This window comes from Acinetobacter genomosp. 33YU (genome assembly GCF_001990725.1).
In the GTDB taxonomy this organism is placed as follows: domain Bacteria; phylum Pseudomonadota; class Gammaproteobacteria; order Pseudomonadales; family Moraxellaceae; genus Acinetobacter; species Acinetobacter seifertii.
On record NZ_LFZQ01000008.1, the window covers coordinates 1 to 25,238 of the forward strand.

At 37.9% G+C, this 25,238-nt stretch carries 26 protein-coding genes; 16 read left to right on the plus strand and 10 right to left on the minus strand.

What is annotated here, in order from left to right:
• Window positions 1-223: 223 nt before the first annotated feature.
• From AC056_RS09330 to rimI, 3 genes are all read left to right on the plus strand, one after another.
• Window positions 224-1,105, plus strand: coding sequence for a metal-dependent hydrolase (locus tag AC056_RS09330; RefSeq protein ID WP_004703331.1), 882 nt, complete (start codon window positions 224-226; stop codon window positions 1,103-1,105).
• 238 nt (window positions 1,106-1,343) lie between these two features.
• Complete coding sequence (locus AC056_RS09335; protein ID WP_077163467.1) at window positions 1,344-2,219, plus strand: metal-dependent hydrolase; 876 nt, start codon at window positions 1,344-1,346, stop codon at window positions 2,217-2,219.
• Between the two features lie 108 nt (window positions 2,220-2,327).
• Window positions 2,328-2,783: a ribosomal protein S18-alanine N-acetyltransferase gene (gene rimI / locus AC056_RS09340; protein WP_077163468.1), complete on the plus strand. Its 456-nt coding sequence runs from the start codon at window positions 2,328-2,330 to the stop codon at window positions 2,781-2,783.
• Between the two features lie 38 nt (window positions 2,784-2,821).
• Here rimI and AC056_RS09345 read toward each other — a convergent pair whose 3' ends face one another.
• From AC056_RS09345 to trxB, 3 genes are all read right to left on the minus strand, one after another.
• Window positions 2,822-3,637, minus strand: a complete 816-nt coding sequence (locus AC056_RS09345; protein WP_004703325.1) for an arginyltransferase — start codon at window positions 3,635-3,637, stop codon at window positions 2,822-2,824.
• An 18-nt stretch (window positions 3,638-3,655) separates the two neighbouring features.
• The gene (aat, locus tag AC056_RS09350) at window positions 3,656-4,387 is read right to left on the minus strand and encodes a leucyl/phenylalanyl-tRNA--protein transferase (protein WP_077163469.1); all 732 of its coding nucleotides are present in this window, start codon (window positions 4,385-4,387) and stop codon (window positions 3,656-3,658) included.
• A 119-nt stretch (window positions 4,388-4,506) separates the two neighbouring features.
• Window positions 4,507-5,454, minus strand: coding sequence for a thioredoxin-disulfide reductase (gene trxB / locus AC056_RS09355; RefSeq protein ID WP_004703323.1), 948 nt, complete (start codon window positions 5,452-5,454; stop codon window positions 4,507-4,509).
• 269 nt (window positions 5,455-5,723) lie between these two features.
• Between trxB and AC056_RS09360 the strand changes: the two genes are divergently transcribed.
• On the plus strand, window positions 5,724-8,756 hold the full coding sequence (locus tag AC056_RS09360) for a DNA translocase FtsK (RefSeq protein ID WP_077163470.1): 3,033 nt from the start codon (window positions 5,724-5,726) through the stop codon (window positions 8,754-8,756).
• A 149-nt stretch (window positions 8,757-8,905) separates the two neighbouring features.
• Window positions 8,906-9,526: a threonine export protein RhtC gene (rhtC, locus tag AC056_RS09365; RefSeq protein WP_004703321.1), complete on the plus strand. Its 621-nt coding sequence runs from the start codon at window positions 8,906-8,908 to the stop codon at window positions 9,524-9,526.
• A 48-nt stretch (window positions 9,527-9,574) separates the two neighbouring features.
• Here rhtC and AC056_RS09370 read toward each other — a convergent pair whose 3' ends face one another.
• From AC056_RS09370 to AC056_RS09395, 6 genes are all read right to left on the minus strand, one after another.
• Window positions 9,575-9,862 (minus strand): PA4642 family protein, encoded by a 288-nt coding sequence (locus AC056_RS09370; RefSeq protein WP_004703320.1) that lies wholly within the window; start codon window positions 9,860-9,862, stop codon window positions 9,575-9,577.
• 83 nt (window positions 9,863-9,945) lie between these two features.
• The gene (minE, locus tag AC056_RS09375) at window positions 9,946-10,218 is read right to left on the minus strand and encodes a cell division topological specificity factor MinE (RefSeq protein WP_003653273.1); all 273 of its coding nucleotides are present in this window, start codon (window positions 10,216-10,218) and stop codon (window positions 9,946-9,948) included.
• A 2-nt stretch (window positions 10,219-10,220) separates the two neighbouring features.
• The gene (minD, locus tag AC056_RS09380; RefSeq protein ID WP_019456834.1) at window positions 10,221-11,033 is read right to left on the minus strand and encodes a septum site-determining protein MinD; all 813 of its coding nucleotides are present in this window, start codon (window positions 11,031-11,033) and stop codon (window positions 10,221-10,223) included.
• A gap of 70 nt (window positions 11,034-11,103) precedes the next feature.
• On the minus strand, window positions 11,104-11,826 hold the full coding sequence (gene minC, locus AC056_RS09385; RefSeq protein ID WP_019456833.1) for a septum site-determining protein MinC: 723 nt from the start codon (window positions 11,824-11,826) through the stop codon (window positions 11,104-11,106).
• A gap of 121 nt (window positions 11,827-11,947) precedes the next feature.
• Entirely contained in the window at window positions 11,948-12,994 is a 1,047-nt protein-coding gene (locus AC056_RS09390) for a hypothetical protein (protein WP_077163472.1), read from the minus strand.
• A gap of 14 nt (window positions 12,995-13,008) precedes the next feature.
• Window positions 13,009-13,935 carry an acyltransferase gene (locus tag AC056_RS09395; protein WP_077163473.1) on the minus strand — a complete coding sequence of 309 codons (927 nt, stop codon included), beginning with the start codon at window positions 13,933-13,935 and terminating at the stop codon, window positions 13,009-13,011.
• Between the two features lie 245 nt (window positions 13,936-14,180).
• Here AC056_RS09395 and AC056_RS09400 point away from each other — a divergent pair, with 245 nt between their 5' ends.
• From AC056_RS09400 to AC056_RS09450, 10 genes are all read left to right on the plus strand, one after another.
• The gene (locus AC056_RS09400; RefSeq protein WP_077163474.1) at window positions 14,181-14,834 is read left to right on the plus strand and encodes an OmpA family protein; all 654 of its coding nucleotides are present in this window, start codon (window positions 14,181-14,183) and stop codon (window positions 14,832-14,834) included.
• Between the two features lie 193 nt (window positions 14,835-15,027).
• Window positions 15,028-17,067, plus strand: coding sequence for a UvrD-helicase domain-containing protein (locus tag AC056_RS09405; protein WP_039254369.1), 2,040 nt, complete (start codon window positions 15,028-15,030; stop codon window positions 17,065-17,067).
• A gap of 24 nt (window positions 17,068-17,091) precedes the next feature.
• Complete coding sequence (gene dut / locus AC056_RS09410) at window positions 17,092-17,544, plus strand: dUTP diphosphatase (protein ID WP_000868152.1); 453 nt, start codon at window positions 17,092-17,094, stop codon at window positions 17,542-17,544.
• Window positions 17,545-17,739: 195 nt separating this feature from the next.
• Window positions 17,740-19,158, plus strand: a complete 1,419-nt coding sequence (locus AC056_RS09415) for a phosphomannomutase/phosphoglucomutase (RefSeq protein WP_077163475.1) — start codon at window positions 17,740-17,742, stop codon at window positions 19,156-19,158.
• 15 nt (window positions 19,159-19,173) lie between these two features.
• Window positions 19,174-20,082, plus strand: coding sequence for an acetylglutamate kinase (argB, locus tag AC056_RS09420; protein WP_004703301.1), 909 nt, complete (start codon window positions 19,174-19,176; stop codon window positions 20,080-20,082).
• A gap of 118 nt (window positions 20,083-20,200) precedes the next feature.
• On the plus strand, window positions 20,201-20,983 hold the full coding sequence (locus tag AC056_RS09425; RefSeq protein ID WP_004703299.1) for a GNAT family N-acetyltransferase: 783 nt from the start codon (window positions 20,201-20,203) through the stop codon (window positions 20,981-20,983).
• A gap of 108 nt (window positions 20,984-21,091) precedes the next feature.
• The gene (locus AC056_RS09430) at window positions 21,092-21,940 is read left to right on the plus strand and encodes a class II glutamine amidotransferase (RefSeq protein ID WP_019456827.1); all 849 of its coding nucleotides are present in this window, start codon (window positions 21,092-21,094) and stop codon (window positions 21,938-21,940) included.
• Between the two features lie 250 nt (window positions 21,941-22,190).
• Window positions 22,191-22,646, plus strand: coding sequence for a bacteriohemerythrin (locus AC056_RS09435; RefSeq protein WP_004703295.1), 456 nt, complete (start codon window positions 22,191-22,193; stop codon window positions 22,644-22,646).
• A 152-nt stretch (window positions 22,647-22,798) separates the two neighbouring features.
• Window positions 22,799-23,866 (plus strand): hypothetical protein, encoded by a 1,068-nt coding sequence (locus AC056_RS09445; protein WP_100291124.1) that lies wholly within the window; start codon window positions 22,799-22,801, stop codon window positions 23,864-23,866.
• The gene (locus tag AC056_RS09450) at window positions 23,866-24,189 is read left to right on the plus strand and encodes an RnfH family protein (protein WP_077163476.1); all 324 of its coding nucleotides are present in this window, start codon (window positions 23,866-23,868) and stop codon (window positions 24,187-24,189) included. The genes AC056_RS09445 and AC056_RS09450 overlap by 1 nt, the downstream gene beginning before the upstream one ends.
• Before the next feature lie 55 nt (window positions 24,190-24,244).
• Here the strand turns inward: AC056_RS09450 and AC056_RS09455 are convergent, their stop codons facing one another.
• Window positions 24,245-24,643, minus strand: coding sequence for an outer membrane protein assembly factor BamE (locus tag AC056_RS09455; RefSeq protein ID WP_004703289.1), 399 nt, complete (start codon window positions 24,641-24,643; stop codon window positions 24,245-24,247).
• A 111-nt stretch (window positions 24,644-24,754) separates the two neighbouring features.
• Between AC056_RS09455 and fur the strand changes: the two genes are divergently transcribed.
• Window positions 24,755-25,192: a ferric iron uptake transcriptional regulator gene (fur, locus tag AC056_RS09460; RefSeq protein ID WP_002052029.1), complete on the plus strand. Its 438-nt coding sequence runs from the start codon at window positions 24,755-24,757 to the stop codon at window positions 25,190-25,192.
• The last annotated feature ends 46 nt before the right edge of the window (window positions 25,193-25,238 follow it).

The window sequence follows — 25,238 nt, forward strand, 5'->3', positions numbered from 1 at the left end:
GTTGCGAAAGTAACTGCATAATCACTTTTCAGTGAAAAAAGCGCTCCTTTTGGAGCGCTTTTTTTATACTTGTTGTTTGACAATTCAATTTAAAGCTGGCCTTAACTGATACTTCAATGTCCTTATTTGCACTTAAGCCTTTTTATTAAATTTGTATGATAAGAATCAAGAAAATGAACAATAAAGTTTATGTAACTTAGGTTACTGGTAAGGAGCTTTCGATATGAACGCTAAAGTGAATATTACGAATCGTGCAGGAGCGAGCTTTCCAGTACGTCGTATGAACTTTGACTTTAATGATGTACCAGAATATTGGATGAATGGTTCTGCTGGACTTACACATTTTATGACTGCATTATCAGCATTGTTTCCTGCTGGTGAGAAATTCTTCATCGATAGTGTACGTGCCGTACGTTATCATCCAGCTATTAAAGATGATGAACTGCTACAAAAAGAGATTAGTGCTTTCATTGGGCAAGAAGCAATGCACACTCAAGAGCATGTAAATTTTAATGCGTCTGCTCAAAAGTTTGGTCATGATGTAGAAACGTTAGAGAAATTTACTGATACAGCGATTCAAACAGCCATTAAAACTTTTGTAAAAATTGTCAAACCTTTTGGCATGACAAAAGAAATGGTGGATCTGACTGCTACTACTGCACTTGAGCATTTTACAGCTACTATCGCCTCACAATTATTAGTAAATAAGAACATTCAAGAACTGATGACTGATGAGACCATGTCAACTATGTGGTATTGGCATGCAGTTGAAGAAAATGAGCATAAAGCTGTAGCTTTTGATGTATACGAGGGTGTATTTGGTAAAGGTGTAAAGGCTTATGCTTTACGTACGAGCTCTTTAGTATTTGCTATGACTTTAATCTTTTTGATTCAGTCATCGTTTGTACTTCGTCTTTTAAAACAAGATAATAAATTAAACTTAGCTGAGCTGTCTGTAATTTATAAATATGGTTATAGCCCATCGAAAGGTATTATTACAGGTATGGCGAAAGAAATGCTTGCTTATTTTAAACCAGGTTTTCATCCTAATGATTTAGATACAGTTAGCTTGTTAAAAACATGGAAAGCTAAACTTGGACTTTAACCAAAAAATAAAGTGAAAAGGGCTGTGAATAGCCCTTTTTTGTTGCCTTAAAAGTGCTACTCATTTTTAAAATTATAGAGTTTTATTTTGATTCAGAAAGGGGCTTTTAATGACCTCATCTGATAATTCGCTGTCCTCATCTGCACTTAAATAGCGCTTTTAAAAGCGTATTATTATAAATATTAAGAAAATAAATAAGGATATAAGTGAATCTTGGGTTCACTTAAAGGAGTCTAATATGAATGCTAAAGTAAATATTTCTAATCGTGCTGGAGCAAGCTTCCCTGTACGTCGTATGGACTTTGAATTTGATCAAGTTCCACGCTATTGGGCAAATTACGATGCAGGATTAACTCACTTTATGACAGCATTATCGGCTCTTTTTCCTGAAGGTGAACAATTCTTTGTAAATAGCACGCGTGCTGTTCGAAATGATGCAAAACTTGCTGACCCAGCTCTTCAAAAGGAAATTAGCGCTTTTATTGGTCAGGAAGCAATGCATTCGAAAGAGCACTTAGCATTTAATGCTTCAGCGCAGGCTTATGGTTATGATGTTCGTCATATGGAAAAGCAAACTGGAAAAGTCATTAAGATGGGTACGGCTGTTGTAACCAAATTAATGAAACCTTTTGGCTACACCAAAGAAATGATTGATTTGACGGGAACATGTGCTCTAGAACATTTTACTTCGACCATTGCCGCTGAACTTCTACAAAATCCTGAAATTCAGGCGATGTTCCAAGATAACACCATGTATCATTTGTGGATGTGGCATGCGGTTGAAGAAAATGAACATAAAGCGGTAGCTTTTGATGTTTATACAAGCATGTATGGGCAAGGTCCGAAAGCTTATTTTATGCGTTCAACTGCTTTAATTATTGCCATGGCTTTAATCTTCGCAACTCAATCTTACTTTACGGCTAAGTTACTCAAGACTGATGAAAAGTTAACTTGGAACGATACCAAATACATGCTTAAGTTTATGTATGGTCGTAAAGGTTTTATGACACGTCAAATTCCAGAATTGTTGGACTTTTTAAGACCAAAATTTCATCCAAATGATTCGGATACCACGGCTTTATTGGCAACTTGGCGTGAAAAGTTAGGTTTCTAATAAATCACATAGAAAAAGAGCAATTTAATTGCTCTTTTTTTTGCTCGTTTTTTCTATTTAAGTTTCTATAATACGCTTAACTAGAAATCTGTAAATGTGTTGAAATTCATGATTCGTACTATGCAAGCCTCCGATGTGGATAGTGTTGCTCAAATTGAAAAGCTTGTTCAGACACACCCATGGTCAAGACAGCAATTTATTGAATCTTTGAATTTTTATCAATGCACAGTGATTGAGTTAAATAGCAAAGTAGTTGGATTTTGTATTTTACAACCCGTTTTAGATGAAGCAAATTTATTACTCATGGCAGTTGATCCTAAAATGCAAGGGCAGGGTTTAGGATATGAATTATTAAGTGCTTCAATTGATCAATTAAAAAATGAGCCAGTACAAATCTTTTTAGAAGTCCGTGAAAGTAATAAAGCAGCTATTGGTTTATATGAAAAAACAGGCTTTCACCAAATTGATCTGCGTCGCAATTATTATCCTACTCAAGAAGGTGGGCGTGAAAATGCGGTGATTATGGTAAAAACCTGTACTGATGATTTCGCATCATTATTTTAATCACTTATCTCTTTGCATTTGATAAGAATAGATTAAAACTATTTAATAATTAAGTTGTTCCATTCGGAAGGTAAGGTTGTCATAAGAGACGTGCCTAACTGTTGGATCTCTTCTGGTGACAATGATCTATTTAAACGGCGCCATTGCCCATCTAGTAAAAGTTCTAAAGGTGTATATTGCGATTTGTAGTTCATTTTGGCAGAGTGAGGTACCCAATAGCCTAAATAAAGATATTCTAAGCCAAGTGATTTTACATATTCGATTTGATTCAAAATCGAATAAACACCTAAAGATCTACGGTGCTCATCTGGATCAAAGAATGTATAGACCGCTGATAAACCATCATCCATAAGATCACAAGTAGAAACACTGATCAGACGGTTATCTTTCCATAATTCCAAGAAGAAACTATCTGTGCAGCTATGAACTAGAAATTTTTCAAACTGATCTAAACTTGGCGGAAACATATCGCCATCGGCATGGCGCTCATTAATATAACGTTCATATAAATCATAATGAATTTGTGCAGCTTGCCGTGTTGGTAGAACAGTCATGGTAAGATCTTGATTCCGTTTCCATGCTTTTTTTTGCATGCTGTTCATTTGGAAATCGGCTACAGGAACACGACAAGACAAACATTGTCTACATAAATGGCATTCAGGACGGTATACAAAGTCGCCACTACGACGAAAACCTAAACGAGAAAGTTCAGAAAGAGTCACCACATCAATTCGATGAATCGGGTCTAAAAAGACCATACGTGCTGATTTATTTTCTAAATAGCTGCAATCGTGAGGTGGAGTAATATAATACTGCAGATCATTTAAAAGGGACTTCGGGTGATATGATTTCATGATTGGTCCCTCCTGTTATCATTCCATTAATTTTGCATTTAATGCTATTGTTTTACTTGAAAATACACGTTCTTGATACTTTTTCCAATTGATAGAGGGGTGAATAATTACATCTTGTAACGATTTAAGATATTCCTGCCGAGAAAGTGTACAAGCCCCAAGGCTAATTAAATGACTATTTACCAGTTGGCAGTCGACCCAAGGAAGCTGATTTTCTTGACCGATTAACATTAAAGTATAAAAAGCCATTTTAGAAACATCGGTTTGGGTACTAAACATAGACTCGCCAAAACAACCTTTCCCGATCGTTATCCCATATAAACCACCTACTAACTGTTCATCTTGCCAGACTTCTATACTATAGCCATAACCTGCATTAAACATTGCGAAATAGCCCTGAATAATATCTTTGCTAATCCAAGTTTCATTGGCATAACTTCGAGGTAGTGAACATGAACGTATGACTTGTTCAAAAGCACGGTTTACCGTAATGGTGTAATCATACTTTTTCATATTCCGAATGAGCGATTTACTTGGTTTATAGTTTTGAGGATAAATCACACAGCGTGGTTCCGGACTCCACCAACAAATAGGCTCATCTTCATTAAACCATGGAAACAAACCATGGGTGTAAGCTTCATATAAAGTAGAAGGGGAGAGGTCCGCTCCGATACAAATTAAACCATGACCATCTGGATCAGCTTCCTCTGGATCTGGAAAAATATATTGAGATAGAGGTAGTTTATTCATAAGTCTAAAATAATGTGCGTTTAAAGGTTATGCTATAAAAATTAATATGAGGCAGCCAGTAATTATTATAAATGATAAAAAAACAGCCGTTATAAAACGGCTGTTTGTAAGGTCTAAACTTAAAGATTGTCTAGATATTTCTCTGCATCTAATGCTGCCATACAGCCTGAACCAGCTGATGTAATCGCTTGACGGTAGATACTGTCAGCTACATCACCTGCAGCGAAAACACCCGCTACAGAAGTTGCTGTTGCATTACCTGAAGTACCACTTTGTACTTGGATGTAGCCATCACGTAAGTTTAATTGACCATCAAACATTCCTGTATTTGGTTTGTGGCCAATTGCTACGAATAGACCATGAACTTCTACATCTTGCTTAGTGTCATCTTTGGTTGATTTAAGGCGAACACTTGTTACGCCAGTATTATCACCCAAGACTTCTTCAACTTCATGATTCCAAACGATGCTGATTTTGCCTTCTTTTTCTTTAGCAAATAAATGATCTTGTAAAATCTTCTCAGAGCGTAAAGAATCACGACGGTGTACTAGGGTTACATGTGAAGCAATATTTGATAGATAAAGCGCTTCTTCAACAGCAGTATTACCACCACCAACAACCATTACTTTTTGGTTTTTATAGAAGAAACCGTCACATGTTGCACAAGCACTCACGCCTTGGCCCATAAATTTTTGTTCAGACTCTAAACCAAGGTATTGTGCTGTTGCACCTGTCGCAATAATTAATGCATCACAAGTGTACTCTTCCATATCACCTTTAAGAACGAAAGGACGTACATTTAAGTCCACTTCATTAATATGGTCATAGACAAGTTCGGTACCGAAGCGTTCAGCATGCGCTTGCATACGTTCCATTAAAGCAGGACCAGTCAAACCTTCAGGATCGCCCGGCCAGTTATCAACTTCGGTTGTTGTTGTAAGTTGGCCACCAAGCTGTAAACCAGCAATAAGTGTTGGTTTGAGATTTGCACGAGCTGCATACACAGCCGCACTATAACCTGCAGGGCCTGAACCGAGAATAATTAACCGAGAATGACGAGCACTCATTGAGGGTATCCTTATTTATTTCGAGAATTTTGAAAATTATACGTGAAATTGCCGACCAATAGCGTGAAATCGATGTGGATAATATTGATCAGGTCAATCGAATTAAGTTATATAACAATATAGAAGAGCCTTATGTTAACAACAACTGTAAAGAATCATGCACCTTTTTTGTAAGAACAGGTGCATAATATAAAGTTCATTCGTTGAAGATCTGAAATGTTGGTCTTCACATCTCTAAACCAATAATTAAATGGGTTACAGGACAGTATATGACTGCGGTGTCAAGTGTTTATGCACAGCGCTTATTGATGACATTATTCTTGGTCTCTTTTGGTATTTATATGTTTCTGGCGACAGTAACGTATACGCCATTTGATCCGGGCTGGATGCATATTTCAAGTGATACTCAGCAAGTATCTAATGCAAGTGGTATTGCTGGTGCATGGATTGCAGATTTGCTGTTTGGCTTTTTAGGCTGGGCAAGTTTGCTTATTCCAATTTTCTTGTTTGTTGAAGCCATTCAAGTCTGGTGGCCGCATAGTTTTCTAAACCGCCCATTTCGTTATGCTGCTCAATTCTTCTTAATTCTTGTTGTGTCGAGTTTACTCTATTTACACTGGAATGTACCGGCAGATACTTTGGATAATGCCGCAGGCGGAATTATTGGTTATGAATTGGGACAGAGCTTATCTCAACTATTAACAATTTATGGTGCCACATTCTTTTTATTGGTTTTTGGGGTGGTTTTGTTCACTTTGGCATTTGGAGTGCAGTGGAGCAAAACTTGGGTTACGCTCAAAGCGATGCCAAGTTATTTACAAGACTTATTCTATAAGAACGTATCGCCAAATGAATCTGCTTATGATTTAACTACACAGCCCGCAAATAAAACAGCAAAGGTAAAAGTTGCAGAGATGCCTAAGGCCGAAGTTGCTGATGAGACAGAGTTAAATATTCAACCAGAAAAAACACAAACAAAAGTTAGCTCTACACGACACGATGAAATGGCAGAGCGTTTATTTGCCGATGTTTTAGCAAAAGAGCAAAGTCAGCCTGAAGTTGTGGAAGAAAAGCAAACTCCTCAACCAGAAAACTTTGAACATACACTTGAACAAGCGCATCAGCTTAAAAAAGATAGTGAGCGTCTGGTTGCTACTGGTGAAGTTTGGCGCGCTTTGCAACGTGATGATGCAAGTCATAAGCAAGAAATTGACGCCTTATTAAGAGCAGCTGATGATTCAAATGAACATCCAAGTCATGAGCAGTTCCAAGAGGTAGCTTATCAGGCTAAACAAACTCAGCCTCAAGTCTCGAATACTCATCAAAGTTTAGATTGGAACGATGATGAGATTTTTGACGAGTTACTTGCCGCAGTTCCAAATAGTAAAACTGCGACTGATGTGCATACACCGTTCATTCAAGACCATCATGTTGAACCAGTTTTAACGCCGCAAACATCTCATGCATCAGTTGAAACATCTGTAGCTCCATCGAATTTAAATCAGTCACCTAAAAATTTATCAAATGAACAGGTGTTTGATGATTTTGATGACTTGTTAATTGATGAAGATATTGCTCCAGCAACTCAACCGGTCAAAGCAAGTAGTTATGCTCAATCTTCAGCATTTGTACAAGCACCAATTCAAACTGCGATTGGTACAGAGAAGCTTTCAAAAGAAGAGTTTATTGAAGCTTGGCAAGAAACTGCTGGAAAGCCTGATGACGATTTTGAAGATGAGTTCGATTTTGATGCACCATTAACTGATGCATCTGGTCGACCAATGTCTCGTGCAATGCAGGTAGCGAAGAAGCGTTTAGATTTACCAACCTTACCGGGCTTTGAACTGCTTGATAAGGTTGACCCAAATAAGAAAGTTAACTTTACCGAAGAGCAGCTTTCACGTTTGTCTGAATTGTTAGAGATTAAATTACAAGAGTTTAATGTTAAGGCTCAGGTGGTTGAAGCTCAGCCAGGGCCAGTTGTTACGCGCTTTGAATTAGACTTAGCACCGGGTGTGAAAGCATCTAAAGTGACTAATATTTCCCGTGACTTGGCGCGCTCAATGTCTATGGCTTCGGTACGTGTTGTAGAGGTTATTCCGGGTAAACCGTATATTGGTATTGAAGTACCTAATAGTGCCCGTGAAATGGTACGTTTGATCGAGTTATTGGAAACACCAACATATCGTGACCCAAGTGCCCTCATTAGTATGGCAATGGGGAAAGATATTTCTGGTAATCCAGTATTAACAGATTTAGCAAAAGCACCGCATATGTTAGTTGCTGGTACAACAGGTTCTGGTAAATCTGTTGCGGTTAACTCGATGATTTTATCGATGTTACTTAAATATACGCCAGACCAGCTACGTTTAATTTTAATCGATCCAAAACAGCTTGAACTTGCAAACTATAATGATATTCCGCATTTATTAACGCCTGTAGTCACTGACATGAAAGATGCAGTCAGTGCATTAAATTGGTGTGTAAATGAAATGGAGCGTCGTTATAAGCTTATGTCATTCCTTAAAATTCGTAAATTAAGTGACTACAACCGAAAAGTTGAAGAAGCAATTGCAAATGGGGAAGACTTGATTGATCCAACATGGAAGCCAAGTGACTCAGCGACACAAGAGCGTGCACCTCGTTTAACGCCGTTACCATCAATTGTAATTGTGGCAGATGAGTTTGCCGACATGATCATGCAGGTGGGCAAGAAAGCGGAAGAAATGATTACGCGTTTGGCGCAAAAATCTCGTGCTGCTGGTATTCACCTTTTACTTGCAACTCAGCGTCCATCGGTAGATGTTATTACGGGTTTGATTAAAGCCAATATTCCAACGCGTGTAGCTTTACGTGTAAACAGTAAAATCGACTCACGTACTATTTTGGATGCAGGTGGTGCAGAAGACTTGTTAGGTCATGGTGATATGCTGTTCTTAGGGCCAGGTAAGATTGAGCCAGAACGTGTACATGGCGCATTTATTAGTGATGATGAAGTGAACCGTATCTGTGATGCGTGGCGTGAACGCGGTGAACCTGACTACGTAGATGAGATCTTAACGCCATTTGATGAAGAGCCTACTTCTCGTGGCTTTGAAGAGGGTGATGGTGCTTCAGACCGTGATGCACTTTATGACCAATGCGTATCGTTTGTCCTAGAAACTAGAAAGGCATCTACATCTTCATTACAGCGTAAGTTTAGCTTAGGTTATAACCGTGCTGCCCGTATTATCGACCAAATGGAAGAGAACGGTATTGTGAGTGCTATGGGTGCCAATGGTAAACGAGATATTTTAGTTTAATATCTTCACCTGAAATTAAGCCTCTTCGGAGGCTTTTTTATAGTTCAAAATAATAGCTCTGAACTGAAAGTTTGAGATTTTATCAAATAGTAAAAAATGCTAATGTGTGCTTCTAAATAAAAAACAATGAAACAAATCAGGAGGACAACATGCTAGTCGCGTTAATTACGTTAGCTTTTATTCATTTTTGTGCGCTTATTACTCCAGGGCCTGATTTCTTTCTAGTATCGCAGACCGCGGTAAGCCGATCTCGTAAAGAAGCAATGCTGGTTGTAGCAGGAATAACAGCAGGCGTTATGTTTTGGGCATCCTTAGCACTGATGGGCTTAAATATTATTTTCGAGAAAATGGCTTGGTTAAAGCAAGGTTTGCTTATAGCTGGTGGTTTATACCTATGTTGGTTAGGCTATCAAATGTTACGTTCGGCATTTTCAAAAAATCAGCAGGAGGAGGTTACGGAGGTTGAGTTACCTAAAGCACCTTACTTATTTTTTATGAAGGGATTACTCACCAATTTATCGAATCCGAAAGCTGTGATTTATTTTGGTAGTGTGTTCTCTTTATTTTTAGCTAACCCTCAGCTTGATCAAGTTCATTGGTTGCTTTTTATTATTGTGTCGGTTGAAACGATTTTATGGTTCTGCTTTGTGACATTTATTTTCTCGTTACCGAGTTTCAGAGTAGCTTACCGTAATTTTTCAAAATGGATTGATGGGATTTCAGGTGGTATTTTCACTGTATTTGGTATTTTTCTCATTGGAAATCGATAAATTTAGATAAGAAAAAAGCCTCTTAAAGAGGCTTTTTTATGTTTAAGGTTAAGCAAATTTTGCTAAAACTTCTAAAAACGGCGCTGATTGACGAGGAAACTTAGCAATCACGTCATGGATGCGTTCACCTTCAGGATCTGTTGCATTGATATCTCGTCCATCTGCAACAAATTTAGTCAAAAGACGTTCATAGTCATTTGGACGCATATGTTTGAAAGCATGGTAGAGCACATGAAAATCTGCGTTCACACCATTTGGAGGAAGTTGGTTGAGGTAGGCAAAAACACGCTCATCGGACCATTCTTCATTGAAAGTTGCTGGCTGTGATAATGCCATGACAATCTCCTCATTTTAAAAAAGGCAAAATAACTTGCGTTATTTTGCCTTGATTCTGATGTGTTGAATAGTCAGAAATAGAATTATCGTTCTTCAGGTAAATTGATATTCATTTCTAACATTTCGATATTTGCTTCAGAACGAACTTGCATTTGGATATGCTGTTCGCCTACACCGCTAACATAACGACTCACAACCTGCATGATTTCTTTCTTCATTTGGTCAATCTTGTCTTGGCTTAAGCGACGGCCTAAACCTTGTTCTGATGCAACAATAACTTTTAAACGATCTTTAGCAGTTTGAGCACTTGATGGCTTTTCGTCACTGCTAAATAATTTACTCCAGAATCCTGCCATATCTACGCTCCAAATAGTCGTGCTAACCAGCCTTTAGGTTGAGCTGTGATGTGTCGATAAGGGCGTTCTTCGCCAAGAAAGCGAGCAACCAAGTCATCATACGCTTGGCCAGCTTTAGTTTCTGAATACAGAATAACTGGCTTACCTTCGTTTGATGCTTGTAATACGCTTGGACATTCAGGAATAACACCTAATGTCGGTACGCGTAAAATATCTTTAGAAATATCATCAATCGTCAGCATTTCCTGACGGTCAGCACGTTCAGGGTTAAAACGTGTAATACATAAATGCTTACGTATACGTCCTTCGTTGTGTTCAACTTTTTTAGTTTTACTGTCTAACATTCCGATGATGCGGTCAGAGTCACGTACTGAAGAAATTTCAGGGTTTGTCACAATGATTGCTTCATCTGCATGGTACATTGCTAAAATTGCACCACGCTCAATTCCAGCAGGTGAGTCACAAATAATGTAATCAAATTCTTGAGCAAGTTCGTCAATCACACGAGCAACACCTTCGTCGCTCAAAGCATCTTTATCACGGGTTTGTGAAGCCGGTAAAATGTAAAGGTTTTCGATATCTTTATCGCGAATAAGGGCTTGTTGCAGACGTGCTTCATTGTTAATTACATTGACAAAATCATAAACAACACGACGCTCACACCCCATAATTAAATCAAGGTTACGTAAGCCTACATCAAAGTCAATCACAACAGTTTTATGACCACGAAGGGCTAAACCTGTTGCAAAAGATGCACTCGTTGTAGTTTTACCTACACCACCTTTGCCTGATGTTACGACAACAATTTTGGCCACCGAATCCACTCCTATTATGGTCATACATACACCCTTAAAAGGGCTGTTTTTTGGTGATTTGCTTAATAAACTAAAGTTCTAGAGCTTCAAATTCAAGCTCTTGCTTTTCATTTAAATAAATATGTACTGGCTTTTTTACCACATGTTTAGGGATATCATCTGCGACACAATATGTTCCGGCAATGGAAACGAGTTCAGCCTCTAAAGATTGGCAAAAAATACGTGCAGCAGCGTGCCCACCCGCACCAGCAATGACTCTACCACGAACCGTGCCATAAATATGTATATTTCCTGAAGCAATCACTTCAGATCCACTATTCATGCCAGCTTTTAAAATAATATCGCCTTGGTCTTGTACAAGAGATTGGCCTGTACGCAAAATTTCATCATGATAAGAGGTAATATGGGCAACTGCATTATTATTTAGTGGTTTTTTTGTTTCGGCTGAAGCTTGTGCAGGTGCCGGTTTCTCTACAATTGCGACTTGCTCGGCAGTTGCTTTAATACGTTGTAATGGCTGATCTGCTGGTAATACAGGGAACTGAATAGCGCGTGCTTCATCTCCCAAAATACCATCAATAACTGCCATTGGTTGCAAACCTAAGCTGACTAACAGCTGAATTAAAGCAATCAACTCTTGTTCAACAGTACTATCTATAATAACGAGAGTTCCCTGATAGGACCCTTCATTTAATATGTTTGATAATTGCTGGCGGATCACATCATGATCATTCGTATCGAAGGTTATCCTGCTAAAGTTAACCATTCTGCCGGTAATCCGGATATCAGCCATAAGTCTTCCTTCAAGGCGTTAAAACGAGCTGTAATATCGTTAAGTTTATTGTAAATAGAGCAAATGCTAGAACAAATCGTGCCAATTCTCTAGCGTGTTTCATAAAAAATTAAGTAAATGCTTATTCTTTGATTCGATCATGCTCCGCAAGGGTTTGTTGCCACTGTTTGACCTTAACTTGTTTGCGAATTGCTTCTAGGCTTTCAAACACCACAGACTCTACAAGTTGCTCAAGCTCACGGTTATTAATATTCACGTTACTTATTTTTTCTGAAATTAATTGATAAGTTGCATTTGGGTGCTCTTTTGATCCTTCAACTAATGGTTCAATTAAACCTGCACTGATATTTTCACCGAGCCGTTGTCCAATACTTTGGATTTGCTGTTCGATACGACCACCCACTAAAGGAATTAAGCGTAATAATTGAGTTAACTCAGGCGTATCCTCTATTGCCTGATCAACAATTTGCCCAACGCCTTTTGTGATTGCTGGCTTTTGTTCTTTTAAAGCAGTCGCTAATGATTCTTGCAATATAGAGGTCAGGGTAATTGTAAATTGTTCACGATGATGATTAACCAACTCATGAATAATTTGCTTATGTGTTGAGCTAGTTTGAAGCTCATTACGAATGCCATCAATAACCGTAATAACAACACGGTCAGACAGTTCTTCCATAACGACACGATAATAAAATAGTCCGTTTTTTCTCCAGCCTTCAGGAATAATAGGATAGCCTAATTCATATAAACGATAGGCAATAATACCAGCACGAAACAAACGTAAAAAACGCAATTGAGGAATGATGGCTAAAATTTCATACCAGTGAATAAATGGGAAGAAGAACCAACGTTTATGGTGTTTATAAACAATAGAAATGCCCCAACGGACAAGAAATTCAGTAATTAAAAAGCCAATAAACCAAGCTTCTGTTGTAATTACCCATGGGTGTAAATAGGTTTTATAAAAGCTGAGTACTTGGGGCAAGTGAATATGTTCGAAAAACCATGCCCCAATACTGCTCATTAAAAAGAAATTTGCTGCAAGACAGAACAGATTGAAAATAATAATAAACACCATAAAGATGTCATAAACCAAAAACAGCTTAAATGAAATGCTGTTTGGATCCATATGGTAATATTTTGCTTGTTTTCTGGAACTGTTTTGCATAGCTATAAATGCTTTTAATGAGTTGAAGTAGTATATCGAGCTTTCATTTGTTCGATAAGTTGATCTTTTTCAGTCCAAAGCTCGTGTACCCATTGTTGAAAACGTTCACGATAAACTGGGTCATCTTCATAATTACCACCGAGTACCCAAGCTGGTATTTGAATTTTACGAAGATTTACCGCAATTTTTGAAACATCACCTAACCAGAAGTCGCCATAGCCCGGTACACCGTCAGGGTAGACAATCGTCATATCAACCAAAGCATCAATTTTGTCGCCCAAAATATTTAAAGCCAACGCCAAACCACCTGCTTTAGGTTTTAACAAATGTTTATATGGCGAGTTTTGTTGATCATGTTTTTCTTGAGTAAAACGTGTACCTTCTAAATAGTTTAATAGCGTAAAAGGTTGGCTCAAGAGTTGCTCGCACGCTTTACGTGCTTCCATCATATCGCGGTCTTTGAGTTCAGGATTTTTCGCAATTTGCTCTTTAGTATGACGCTTCATCATTGGGAAGCCTAAAATTTTAAAGGCTTGACCAACGAACGGAATAAAGATGAGTTCCCATTTGGTAAAAAAACGGGTAAGGGGCATACGTGTTAAACCAAAATACTGATTTACTGTCGTATCAACCCAACTTTGATGATTACAGGTCATTACATATCGGCCTTGCATACTCAAATCAAGACCTTCATCGATCGTAATATCCCATTTTAAATTAGGTAAAACATGATCAATGAGCCAGTTATTTACACCAAGCCAGCTATTTGTAATTTGAATATTGGTTTCATCAACTTTAGACGATTTTTTTAACAGCTTAGTCAAACCTAAAGCCAATACAGGTGGTCCATGAAAAAAAGTACTACCTGTGATGACTGTACCTACAGTGAGTCCACGTGTAATTTTTTTTAGCGCAGATTGCTTATTGGGTGCAGTTGACATATAAATGACCCCGAGTATCTAAAATCCATGGAAAGTTGTTCAACTATAACTATCGTGAAATGAAATACAACGATATCTTAGATAACAATGAAGAAATTGTGATGAGCACGCATCTTAAAGTGCATCAAAATATTACAAAAAAATAACTAAACTGTTTATTATTAACAAAATATCAATGTTTTATACTTCCTTTTTGTTTCATTATTCATCCAGACAACAAAACACACAAAGTGAGGAGGCATGCAATGCGTGCACTAGTTATTTCAACAGTCGTAGGGGCAGCAGTAGTATTATCTGGTTGTCAGACAACAGGTAACAACCTAGGTGGAATTGAATACGATAAAGCCGCATTAGGTACTTTAATTGGCGCAGCAGCAGGTTATGGTATTTCTAAATCAAGTGCAAACTCTAGCCGTCAAAACAACCGTGCTGCGGCAATCGGTGCAGTTCTTGGTGCAGCTGGTGGTTTATATCTTGATAACAAAGAGAAAAAATTACGTGAGCAAATGGCGGGTACTGGTGTAGAAGTAGGCCGTAACCCAGATGGTTCTGTTCAATTGATTATGCCAGGTAGCATTACTTTTGATACAAACAAATCAAACATCAAACCAAACTTCTATGCAACTTTGAATAAAGTAGCTCAAACATTAGCTGAAGATAACAAGAGTGCGATTTTAGTTACTGGTTATACAGATAACACTGGTAATGACTCTATCAACATTCCATTATCTCAAGCACGTGCTCAATCAGTTAAAATGTATTTAGCTGGTAAAGGTGTATCTTCTACTCGTATTGATGCACAAGGTTATGGTTCTTCTAACCCAATCGCAGACAACTCAACTGCTTCTGGTCGTGAACAAAACCGTCGCGTAGAAATCAGCATTTATGCTAAACAATAAGATTTAATTTATTGTTTCGAAAACCACCTTCGGGTGGTTTTTTTTGGGGTGCAGTACAAGAAATAATCACGACATTCTACGGCGCATAAATTGCATTATTAGACATCATTTATACATATCCGCAGATTTATTATTGGGATTCTAAAAAAGAGATGACTATAATCATGCTCGAAAAATTAAGAGGTAATACACGATGTCAGCTGCCAGTCAATTGAACGACAAGCAAGAAGAAGCCATGAAATATACTCAAGGCCCTTTATTGGTGCTTGCTGGCGCTGGTTCAGGTAAAACATCGGTAATTACCCGTAAAATTGCCTATTTGGTGCAGCATTGTCGTATTCCTGCGCATCGTATTACAGCGATGACCTTTACCAATAAAGCCGCACGTGAAATGAAAGAGCGTGTAACCAAGCTTTTATCACGTGAAGAAGCAAAAGGCTTATCTGTTTCGACTTTCCATACGTTTGGCTTAAATCTTTTACGTTTAGAACTTAAAAATTTACCTTTAAAAGCTAATTTTTCGATTTTGGATGCAGATGACTGTAAACGTATTTTGATGGATTTGATGCATCGCGATAATTTGTCTGGTGCAGAAAGCAAAGAATTAATTGCTAAAGCAATGAAGAAAATTTCAGATTGGAAAAATGATCTGATTTTGCCTGAACAAGCACATTCGACCTGTGAAACTCCTGAAGATGTCCAGTTTGCTCACCTTTACCAACTTTATGAACGTAATTTACGTGCTTATAACGCTGTCGATTTTGATGACCTGATTGTTATGCCAACCCGCTTACTGCAAGAAAATGCAGAAGTACGTGACAAGTGGCAAAACCGCGTTCGTTATTTATTGGTCGATGAATATCAAGATACCAACACCGCGCAATATATTTTAGTGAAACTGTTGGTTGGTGTAATGGGACAGTTCACCGCGGTAGGTGATGACGACCAATCGATTTACGCATGGCGTGGAGCGAAGCCTGAAAACATGGCTTTGCTTAAACAGGATTTCCCAAATTTACATATTATTAAGCTTGAGCAAAATTACCGCTCGACCAGCCGTATTTTGAAAGCTGCGAACTGCGTTATTCAGAATAACCCGCATATTTTTGATAAGAAATTGTGGAGTGATAAAGGCCATGGTGAGGTCATCAGAATTATTACCTGCCGTAATGATGACGATGAAGCTGAACGCGTAGTCAAAGACTTACTGACACATAAGCTGATGAACGGTAAGAACTGGAAAGATTACGCTGTATTGTACCGTGGTAACTTTCAAGCACGTGTATTAGAAACCCAGCTTCGCCAAATGCAAATTCCTTATAAACTCTCTGGCGGTACATCATTCTTCGCTCGTGCAGAAATTAAAGACGTGATGAGCTATTTACGTCTTATTATTAACCCTGAAGATGACAGTGCTTTCTTGCGTATTATTAATACGCCTAAACGTGCGATTGGCCCAGTTACTCTTGAGAAGTTGGGCTTATTCTCTCAAGAAAATAATTTATCTTTACTTGGTGCATCTTCTGACCAACGCTTAAGTATGGTTCTTCCTAAAAAAGCAGAAACTCAATTGCATGAGTTTGCCGACTTTATTGCGACATTTACGCGTGAGTTGCTAGAAGATGATGAGCCTGTGCCTAAAGTTCGTCAAATGATGAATGAAGCAGGTTATATCGATTATATTCGTGAACAGTCTGCAACGCCTGCTCAAGAGAAAAGTAAACTCGATAATATCGAGAATTTATTTACCAGTATTCAAAATCTGATTAATCGTGCAGAAGATGTTGATGAAAAGAACATTGAAAGTGTCATTCGCAAACTGGTTTTGCTTGACTTGCTAGAACAGCAGCAAGAAGAAGAGGATACTGACAAAGTAAACCTACTTACTTTGCATGCAGCAAAAGGTTTGGAGTTCCCATATGTGTACATTATGGGACTTGAAGAAGAGCTTTTACCGCATAAAAACTCGATTGCAGCTGAAACCATTGAAGAAGAACGCCGTCTTATGTACGTGGGTATTACCCGTGCACGTCAAGGCTTAACTTTAACTTTGGCAGAACAGCGTAAAAATGGTGGTCAAATGAAACAAATGACCCCAAGCCGTTTCCTTGATGAGCTTCCGCAAGACGAGCTCGAATGGTTAGGGCGTAAAAAGAAAATTGCAGCAAATGTTGACCCTAAAGAACAGGCTCAACAATATTTGGCAAATTTAAAAGCTTTATTAAAGCGTTAATTTTTTTAATTTTTAGGAAATCCAATGAAAGTTCAAGTTAAATTGCTCGATCCGCGTTTAGGTAAAGAATGGCCTTTACCTTCATATGCAACAGCAGGATCAGCAGGTCTAGATTTACGTGCCTGTTTAGATGAAGCAATTGAAATTGAACCAGGCCAAACTGTATTGGTTAAAACAGGTATGGCAATTTATATTCATGATGTGAATTTTGCTGGTTTAATTTTACCGCGTTCAGGTTTAGGCCATAAACACGGCATTGTTCTTGGTAACTTGGTTGGATTAATTGACTCGGATTATCAAGGTGAATTGATGGTTTCAGTTTGGAACCGTGGTCAAACGACTTTCCGTTTAGAACCGGGTGAGCGTTTAGCACAGTATGTTTTAGTTCCAGTGGTTCAGGCTGAGTTTGAGCAAGTAGAGGAATTTGAAGAAACTCTACGCGGTGCGGGCGGCTTTGGTCATACGGGTAAACAATAATTAGCTTATAAAAAATTATTGAAAGAAACGCCTGTTTTACAGGTGTTTCTTTTTATGTCTTGAATGTTACAATGAATTATATTACAAAACGCTTTACTCATACTCTTTTAACTTTTTTAGCAAATACCCTTTCAAATTTTGAATACTCTATGTTTTTGCGATAGATCAGATTGATCTTTAAATAGAAGATACGTTATGAATGTAAGACACTCATTTCCAAAAAATATTTTCCGTGCTTACGATATCAGAGGCAAACTTTCTTATTTAACTACAGACGTCGTCCGTTCAATTGCCTATGGATTGGCACAACAATATAAACAAGCAGCACAAACTCAATTAGTAATTGGCTATGATGCCCGTCTCACAAGTCCATCTTACGCTCATTTAATTGAAGAGATGTTAATAGAGCAGGGTTTAACAGTTACAAATATTGGTTGTTGCTCGACCCCGATGATGTATTACATTGCACGTGAGTTTGGCGGCAATGGTATTATGGTAACCGCTAGCCATAATCCTAAATCAGATAATGGTATTAAATGGATATTAAAAGGGGAACCCCCATCCCCAGAAATGATTCAGCAAGTCGGTGAGTTTGCGCAAACTTATGTTCCTGTTCATCCAATATCATTATTAGAATTATCAACTCCTCAATTTAAATCAGAATTTTGCAAAAAATACCAACAGGCTCTTTTTAACGATATTCAACTCAGACGCCCATTAAAAGTCGTATTAGATGGTTTACATGGTTCGGCAGGACATTGTGCGAAACTGGTACTTGAAAAAATGGGATGTGACGTCATTGCTTTACGTACTAACCCAAATGGCGAGTTTCCTGACCATGCGCCAGATCCTTCACATGCTGCACATTTAAAAGAACTGCGTAAAACGATTATTGAGCAAGATGCCGATATTGGTATTGCGCTTGATGGTGATGGCGATCGTGTCGTATTACTCGATGAAAAAGCAAATATTCTGACAGCGGATCGTCTTTTATCACTCTTTGCACAAATGTGCCTAGAACAACAACCAGATAAAGAAATTGTATTTGATGTGAAATGTTCGCTTATGGTTCAAAGAACTGTAGAGCAACTACGTGGTAAACCGAAAATGATTCGTACTGGAAGTAGCTTCCTTCGTTCATATTTATCCAAGTCTAAAGGGCAAGCCATTTTTGGTGGTGAATACGCGGGTCATTATGTGTTTAATGATGGTCGTGGTTTTGGATATGACGATGGAATATATGCTGCACTGCGTGTAATGGAATATTTTACCCAATCTAAAGCAAAAACTATTTCTGAGTTATTTTCTATTTATCCTGAAAGATGCTGTACCGAAGATACCTATATCAGTACTCACCATTCAGACCCTAAGCATGTACTACAAGACATTGAAATTTTGAGCCATCGTCTAGGCGCACATATTAGTAAAATTGATGGTGTACGTCTTGATTTTGAGGATGGTTTTGGCATTATTCGAGCATCAAATACAGGTGAGTATTTTACCGTAAGATTTGATGCTGATAGTCCTTTACGTTTAAAGGAAATCCAGCAAAAATTTATTGATATGTTGCAAGAGCGTTACCCGCAAATTGCACAAGAACTTTCTGAAGCCTAAGTAAGGAGAGGCGCAATGCCACAACATCAGCACCTTGGCGTCGACAAAGCAAAAATCTTAATTGAAGCTTTGCCATATATTCAACGTTTTTCCGGTAAGACGCTGGTGGTGAAATACGGTGGTAATGCGATGACTGATCCAGAGTTGGAAAGTTCATTTGCCCGAGATATCGTTTTACTTAAAACAGTGGGTTTAAACCCGATTGTTGTGCATGGTGGCGGCCCACAAGTTGACTCTTTCCTAAAACAATTAGGTCGTGAGTCTGATCGTATTGATGGTATGCGTGTGACCGATGAAGCCACTATGGAAGTGGTCGAAATGGTATTAGGCGGTAGCGTAAACAAGTCGATTGTTAATTTAATTAATAAGCATGGCGGACGTGCGATTGGCTTAACGGGTCAAGATGGCAATCTATTGCGTGCCCGTAAATTATTAATGGAAAAACAAGAAGAAGACGGTTCGATCAGACATATTGACTTAGGTATGGTGGGTGAAGTTACTGGGGTAAAAACAGATGTATTAGAGATGTTTACTCAAAGTGATTTTATTCCTGTTATCGCACCATTAGGTGTTGATGAAAAAGGCAATACCTACAACATTAATGCTGACCTAGTTGCTGGTAAAGTTGCGGAGGCATTAGGGGCGGAAAAATTAATTCTGCTGACTAATATTACTGGTGTGCTTGATGAAAACAAAAATCTATTAACAGGTTTAAGCACCCAAGAAGTTGACCGTTTAATTGAAACCGGCGTGATTTATGGTGGAATGATTCCTAAAGTCGGTTGTGCGCTTGATGCAGTCAAAGGCGGTGTTGTCAGTGCTCATATTGTAGATGGTCGTGTACCACACGCGACATTACTTGAGATTTTTACAGATCACGGTGTGGGTACGCTTATTTCTAATCGTACAAATGCTTCTCACTAAAGTGAGTATTTTTATGAAAAGATCACGCTAAGTGGTCTTTTTTTATGTCATTTAATTTTGGTCATTTTTTTGTCATGAGCTTTGACTAGTGTAAGGGGTGTCACTAGGAGCGTTCATTATGCTGGAAAAATTTAATCAATATCGCCAAACCTGGACTTTACCTCTAAATCGTCATAAGACTACTAATCAAACACAATTTCGCTTTGAATGGGTTGATAATTTAAAAGAATTACAAGATGTACAACGGTTCCGTGCACAACAGTTTAGTAAACAATTTGGCATTCATTTTGAAGATAATTTAGATCAAGATATTTACGATTTTAGCTGTGAGCATGCAGTATTACGTGAGAAATGGACGGGAGAGATTGTGGCTTATACAAGACTTAAACTCTTCCAAGGCCATGAAATTGGACAAAGCTATAGTGCCCATGAGTTTGATATTGTTCCTCAGTTATCACACTTGCCAAACGTATTGGAAATAGGGCGTACCTGTGTGCATCCGCGCTTTCGTAATGGTAAGGCACTTTCTACACTTTGGATGAACCTTGCACCTAAAGTGTTGTGGTCAATGCGTGCTAAATACTTGATGGGTTGTGTGAGTATTCACCTTCAGGATAATTTAGCTAGAGCGTATTATACACATCGTCAGATTCAGCAATTACCAGACGCTAAAACCATCGATATTCGTTCTAAAAAGATTTATGAACCTGAATATCCAGAGTTTAGTTTTCCCCAAGACGAGCGCATGCCAAAACTGTTCCAAATGTATTTGAGTATGCAATCTAAACTGTCTAAAGAAGCTTTTTTCGATGATAAATTTAATTGTCTGGACTACTTTGTATTCTTAGAAGTGAATAAAATTGCTACTTCATTTGTAATGAACAAAATGGCTCAACGATAAAGATATCTTATATTTTGTAATAGCGAGCGCATATTGGGATTTACAAGCTATTTTACTCTCATGCACAATAGTATGTATGAGGTAATGAAGCGAAAAGTTTAGAACAATATGTGCCAGCTATTAGGAATGAATTGTGCAACACCAACGGATATCACTTTTTCTTTCCGTGGTTTTTCACAGCGCGCAGGAATTACCTCTGACCATAGTGATGGCTTTGGTATAGCCTTTTTTGAAGACAAGGCATGCCGTTTATTTGTAGATAACCAGTCTGCGGTTGAATCGCCAATTGCCGACCTTATTCGCAATTATCCCATCAAATCGCGTAATGTGATTGCGCATATTCGTAAGGCGACCCAAGGTAAAATTACACTGGAAAACTCGCATCCATTTATTCGAGAGCTATGGGGACGTCATTGGATTTTTGCTCATAATGGCGATTTACATGATTTTGATCCACCTTTGAGCGGACGTTTTACACCTGTAGGTAATACAGATAGTGAAAGAGCATTTTGTTATTTATTAGACCAACTGGTAGAAGTATTTGGTTATGAAGAGCCAAGTCTTGAGCAAATATTTGAAGTATTAGAAAAGATTTCTCCGCAAATTGCAGAATATGGCACCTTTAATTTCTGTTTATCTAATGGTAAAGCTTTATTTAGTTATGCAATTACTAAATTGCATTGGTTAGTCCGAGAATATCCATTTAACAATGCACATTTAATTGATTTAGATGTTGAAGTTGATTTTAGTCAAGTGACTACTCCAGAAGACCGAGTGGCAGTCATTACCACTGAGCCTTTAACCCATAATGAAAACTGGACAGCTTATCAACCGGGTGAAATGATTTTATTCCAAAATGGAATGCCTATAAAAAAAGCAATAACACATGTTGAAAGATTAATACGTGAAGAGAAAAATCCGGAACTTAAACGTATTACTCGAGCAGATCAATATTAATTTTAACTAAAATAAATATAATTCTTTTAAAAACATATATTTTTATTTACTTGGTAATAAAGTATTTTGATTAAAAAATACTTTATCGTTTTAGTTGGTTAATATTAATTAATTTTATGTAAATCAATGCTTTGGGTTTTAATTCATTTTTATTATATAAAGCCGACAAAATAGGTTTGTTTTTATTTATCCCCTTTAACTATAAAATGCGACTTATGCAACAGTCATTGAACATCATTGGGGGTGGTGTATGAAAATGAAATGGGCTTTAGAATATAATACCGGTATTGAAGTTATTGATGAGCAACATAAACGGATACTTGATTATATTAATCAGATTGATGATGTAAAAGATGATGAAGATAGACGTCGTATTAAAGATGTTTTAGATAATATTATCGATTATACGCAGTCTCATTTTACTTTTGAAGAAAGTTTACAAGAAGAAGCCGATTATAAATATAGAGTACCTCATAAACGTGTACATGACTTATTTATTAAAAAAATTGAGCTATATCGTGAACGTTTTGAAATGGGTCATACCATTGAAGCCGAATTACAAGAAATTTTGGCTAAATGGCTCATTAATCATATTCAACATGATGATGCCGATTATGTAGGAGCAGTAAAAGAAAATATGATGGGAATCATTAGAGAAAAGGAAAAGAAGAAAGGAAAAAACTGGTTCGCTCGTTTTTTCTCATAACTTTAACTAGAAAAACTCTAAATTATCGTTAGCGCGGCAAACTATCGTTTCGGTGGTTTGCTTTTTTTATGGCGCAAACTTTGATTTTCATGCATGAGACGGGCAAAATATCTATAGACTTTTTCAAGGAATGCATAATGCAGGACATACCTATGTCACGTTGGTTATCGCCTCTTATGGCGTTTTGCTTATCTTTTGTCATCATGGCTACTTTGGCCCCAACTATGGGCATCCAGATTGATCGTCAGCTCGATTTCTGGTTATTGTGGTTTGGTACAATGTTGTTATTGGCATTACCAGTTTGTTATTTGGAAATTGCTTTAGCAAAACGATCTAAAACGACCGCTTTAAATGCGCTATCGAGTCTAACTCGTGAAGCAGATAGTTCATCTAAATGGCGTGTGGTTGGCTGGCTTGCTGTTGTTTTTATTCCTTTCTTAGCTGGTAATGTTTTGAGCACTGCAAGCAATATATTAGTTGCACAATTTGCTCCAAGTATTTCTGGGCAAATTATTTTTGCAGGCCTTGCTGTTGCTGCCTTAGTACTATCTTTTATTCCACGTCAAATTCTTATTTTATTAATGACTGTTGGAGTAATTGCTTCTATTGTGTTGGCAAACATGATGGGAACGACTTTACAACCTTGGCATTGGACCAATGTTGAGTTCAAAGAGTGGGGTAATGCAACTGTACTTGCTCTTGTAGCGAGCGGTTTGGGTTTAGGACTTTACTGGCAAAATACAGTGGGTACAGTTAAAGCAGAAGAAGGTGCAACTAAAACTGTGCTGCCAATTTGGTTGGCCCAGCTTATTGCTGTAATTGCTTTTGGCTTCTTTTCGCTCCAAGCTCAATTACCTGTTTTGACGTGGATATTTACAGGTGTGATGACATCTGCGCTATTTGTGCAATTGGCGCGCGAACAATTAGCTCAGCGTCAGCTCATGATTGTTTTACAGTGGGTAATTCTTGTTGTCGCAATTGCAATTTGGGCAGTGCCTGAACTTCATCACTTATTTACGCTAATTCTTATGCTTTGGGGCTTACTCATTAGTTTGATCTATGCCATTTTTGCTGGCTGGATTATGAAAATTAGCCATTTGCGTAAATCAATGAATTTCAGCAACGAGCTTTTCTATAATTTATGGCGTATTGCTGTACGAATTGTTTTGCCACTTTCAATTGTTCTGGCAATTGTTGCCGTAATTGGACAAAGTCTTTAATGGAACGTACTCAGCAAGTTTGGGTGGCTTTTGCCGCACCAGAACAACAGTTTCTCATTTCTATTCCATTTGTAGAGGGCATGAGTGCTTTGCAGGCAGTACAAGCAAGTGGTTTGTTAAATCAAGTTGAATTGCCAGAACCTCTTCAGCTCGGTGTTTTTGGAGTAAAAGTAGAAGTGGATACAGCATTACATGCGGGTGATCGAGTTGAGGTTTATAGACCTTTAACAATTAATCCAAAAGACATTCGCCGTAATCGTGCAGCGAAGAACCCTGTAGGCCGTTACATTAAAAGTAATCGCTTTAAGCAATCAGCTCAATAAGCAAAACCCCTCAAGTTTTTTCACTTGAGGGGTTTCTTTTTATTAGAAAAAACGATTATAGTGGCGGGGCAGTTAAAATCGCTTCTTTAGAAGCTGGTAAACCTGGTTGCGATTCTGGAATAGTCTCTAAACCTTCAATTTTAGTTACAGTTCCAGTACTATCAAAGTAAATTTTTAAATGCTGACCATGTGCTGCGGGGATTTTCGCTTTTTTAGCATATGTTCCCGGGATATAGTTGTAGATATAGTCCCAACGTTGTGGATTGAGCGGATCAGTCACTGTTGGGCTACCAAGCAAAAAGCGCACTTGCTGGAAATTCATGCCGACTTGTACTTGAGAGGCTTGAGCTTTAGTCAATGGAGTCCCTTGAGGAATATCAACCTTATATACACCAAAGATTGAACAACCAGCTAGGAGTGAAGTGACGAATAACGTCAGCACGAGTTTTTGCATTTTGCTACACTATCCCAATAAATTATGATGCATTTGATCAAAGGATAGATCATACTTCATCTAAATTCTATTGCCTATTCCAACTTGAGATTTGTTGAGAGACCTTTTTTCATGCCTATTTCCAATCAAGATTTGCGCAAAGCTGGACTTAAAGTTACCCTTCCACGAATTAAGATTTTGGAATTATTAGAAAATTCAAAACAACATCATCTTAGCGCTGAAGATATTTACAAGACTTTGTTAGAGCAAGGGGAAGATGTCGGACTTGCGACAGTTTACCGTGTGTTAACACAATTTGAAGCTGCGGGTATTATTCAACGTCATCATTTTGAAAATAATCATTCTGTTTTCGAAATTATGCAAGAAGATCACCACGATCACTTGGTTTGCCAAAACTGCAACAAAGTTATTGAATTTACTAATGATGTTATCGAGAAAGAACAGCATTCTGTAGCAGAACAACATGGGTTTACCTTAACGGGTCACTCATTAAATCTCTATGGTTACTGTAATGAACCTGAATGTCAGGATGCATTGCGCAAGAAATAATCGTTTTCACACAAAGAAAACAAATAAAAAAGGAAGGTTACGTTTA

Bases quoted from the DNA above. Each gene is read 5' to 3' on its own strand.
- AC056_RS09330 (WP_004703331.1), top strand. From the start codon at position 224: ATGAACGCTAAAGTGAATATTACGAATCGTGCAGGAGCGAGCTTTCCA.
- AC056_RS09335 (WP_077163467.1), top strand. From the start codon at position 1,344: ATGAATGCTAAAGTAAATATTTCTAATCGTGCTGGAGCAAGCTTCCCT.
- rimI (WP_077163468.1), top strand. From the start codon at position 2,328: ATGATTCGTACTATGCAAGCCTCCGATGTGGATAGTGTTGCTCAAATT.
- AC056_RS09345 (WP_004703325.1), bottom strand. From the start codon at position 3,637: ATGAAATCATATCACCCGAAGTCCCTTTTAAATGATCTGCAGTATTAT.
- aat (WP_077163469.1), bottom strand. From the start codon at position 4,387: ATGAATAAACTACCTCTATCTCAATATATTTTTCCAGATCCAGAGGAA.
- trxB (WP_004703323.1), bottom strand. From the start codon at position 5,454: ATGAGTGCTCGTCATTCTCGGTTAATTATTCTCGGTTCAGGCCCTGCA.
- AC056_RS09360 (WP_077163470.1), top strand. From the start codon at position 5,724: ATGACTGCGGTGTCAAGTGTTTATGCACAGCGCTTATTGATGACATTA.
- rhtC (WP_004703321.1), top strand. From the start codon at position 8,906: ATGCTAGTCGCGTTAATTACGTTAGCTTTTATTCATTTTTGTGCGCTT.
- AC056_RS09370 (WP_004703320.1), bottom strand. From the start codon at position 9,862: ATGGCATTATCACAGCCAGCAACTTTCAATGAAGAATGGTCCGATGAG.
- minE (WP_003653273.1), bottom strand. From the start codon at position 10,218: ATGGCAGGATTCTGGAGTAAATTATTTAGCAGTGACGAAAAGCCATCA.
- minC (WP_019456833.1), bottom strand. From the start codon at position 11,826: ATGGCTGATATCCGGATTACCGGCAGAATGGTTAACTTTAGCAGGATA.
- AC056_RS09390 (WP_077163472.1), bottom strand. From the start codon at position 12,994: ATGCAAAACAGTTCCAGAAAACAAGCAAAATATTACCATATGGATCCA.
- AC056_RS09395 (WP_077163473.1), bottom strand. From the start codon at position 13,935: ATGTCAACTGCACCCAATAAGCAATCTGCGCTAAAAAAAATTACACGT.
- AC056_RS09400 (WP_077163474.1), top strand. From the start codon at position 14,181: ATGCGTGCACTAGTTATTTCAACAGTCGTAGGGGCAGCAGTAGTATTA.
- AC056_RS09405 (WP_039254369.1), top strand. From the start codon at position 15,028: ATGTCAGCTGCCAGTCAATTGAACGACAAGCAAGAAGAAGCCATGAAA.
- dut (WP_000868152.1), top strand. From the start codon at position 17,092: ATGAAAGTTCAAGTTAAATTGCTCGATCCGCGTTTAGGTAAAGAATGG.
- AC056_RS09415 (WP_077163475.1), top strand. From the start codon at position 17,740: ATGAATGTAAGACACTCATTTCCAAAAAATATTTTCCGTGCTTACGAT.
- argB (WP_004703301.1), top strand. From the start codon at position 19,174: ATGCCACAACATCAGCACCTTGGCGTCGACAAAGCAAAAATCTTAATT.
- AC056_RS09425 (WP_004703299.1), top strand. From the start codon at position 20,201: ATGCTGGAAAAATTTAATCAATATCGCCAAACCTGGACTTTACCTCTA.
- AC056_RS09430 (WP_019456827.1), top strand. From the start codon at position 21,092: ATGTGCCAGCTATTAGGAATGAATTGTGCAACACCAACGGATATCACT.
- AC056_RS09435 (WP_004703295.1), top strand. From the start codon at position 22,191: ATGAAAATGAAATGGGCTTTAGAATATAATACCGGTATTGAAGTTATT.
- AC056_RS09445 (WP_100291124.1), top strand. From the start codon at position 22,799: ATGTCACGTTGGTTATCGCCTCTTATGGCGTTTTGCTTATCTTTTGTC.
- AC056_RS09450 (WP_077163476.1), top strand. From the start codon at position 23,866: ATGGAACGTACTCAGCAAGTTTGGGTGGCTTTTGCCGCACCAGAACAA.
- AC056_RS09455 (WP_004703289.1), bottom strand. From the start codon at position 24,643: ATGCAAAAACTCGTGCTGACGTTATTCGTCACTTCACTCCTAGCTGGT.
- fur (WP_002052029.1), top strand. From the start codon at position 24,755: ATGCCTATTTCCAATCAAGATTTGCGCAAAGCTGGACTTAAAGTTACC.